The sequence below is a fragment of the Streptomyces sp. NPDC057445 genome, assembly GCF_042802855.1.
GTDB lineage: Bacteria > Actinomycetota > Actinomycetes > Streptomycetales > Streptomycetaceae > Streptomyces.
In genome coordinates, this window is sequence record NZ_JBHVDH010000062.1 from 1,375 (window position 1) to 2,600 (window position 1,226).

General features: G+C 56.5%; 1 rRNA gene (running past one end of the window). It reads left to right on the forward strand.

The annotated features are described in order from the left end of the window. Positions 1-1,174, forward strand: a 23S ribosomal RNA gene (locus ACFU5O_RS37415); its annotated part reaches 1,374 nt to the left of the window's first position; the annotation flags it as partial. Positions 1,175-1,226: the final 52 nt, after the last annotated feature.

Sequence of the window (1,226 nt, forward strand, 5' to 3'; positions counted from 1 at the left end):
GTGAGCTGGGTGTGGCCGCAGAGACCAGCGAGAAGCGACTGTTTACTAAAAACACAGGTCCGTGCGAAGCCGTAAGGCGATGTATACGGACTGACGCCTGCCCGGTGCTGGAACGTTAAGGGGACCGGTTAGCTCCATTTCGGTGGGGCGAAGCTGAGAACTTAAGCGCCAGTAAACGGCGGTGGTAACTATAACCATCCTAAGGTAGCGAAATTCCTTGTCGGGTAAGTTCCGACCTGCACGAATGGCGTAACGACTTCTCGACTGTCTCAACCATAGGCCCGGTGAAATTGCACTACGAGTAAAGATGCTCGTTTCGCGCAGCAGGACGGAAAGACCCCGGGACCTTTACTACAGTTTGATATTGGTGTTCGGTTCGGCTTGTGTAGGATAGGTGGGAGACTTTGAAGCAGCCACGCCAGTGGTTGTGGAGTCGCCGTTGAAATACCACTCTGGTCGTGCTGGATGTCTAACCTGGGTCCGTGATCCGGATCAGGGACAGTGTCTGATGGGTAGTTTAACTGGGGCGGTTGCCTCCTAAAGAGTAACGGAGGCGCCCAAAGGTTCCCTCAGCCTGGTTGGCAATCAGGTGTTGAGTGTAAGTGCACAAGGGAGCTTGACTGTGAGACCGACGGGTCGAGCAGGGACGAAAGTCGGGACTAGTGATCCGGCGGTGGCTTGTGGAAGCGCCGTCGCTCAACGGATAAAAGGTACCCCGGGGATAACAGGCTGATCTTCCCCAAGAGTCCATATCGACGGGATGGTTTGGCACCTCGATGTCGGCTCGTCGCATCCTGGGGCTGGAGTCGGTCCCAAGGGTTGGGCTGTTCGCCCATTAAAGCGGTACGCGAGCTGGGTTTAGAACGTCGTGAGACAGTTCGGTCCCTATCCGCTGCGCGCGCAGGAGTCTTGAGAAGGGCTGTCCCTAGTACGAGAGGACCGGGACGGACGAACCTCTGGTGTGCCAGTTGTCCTGCCAAGGGCATGGCTGGTTGGCTACGTTCGGGAGGGATAACCGCTGAAAGCATCTAAGCGGGAAGCCTGCTTCGAGATGAGGACTCCCACCCACTTGATGGGGTAAGGCTCCCAGTAGACGACTGGGTTGATAGGCCGGATATGGAAGCCAGGTAACTGGTGGAGTTGACCGGTACTAATAGGCCGAGGGCTTGTCCTCAGTTGCTCGCGTCCACTGTGTTAGTTCTGAAGTAACGAACACGCCGAGACCG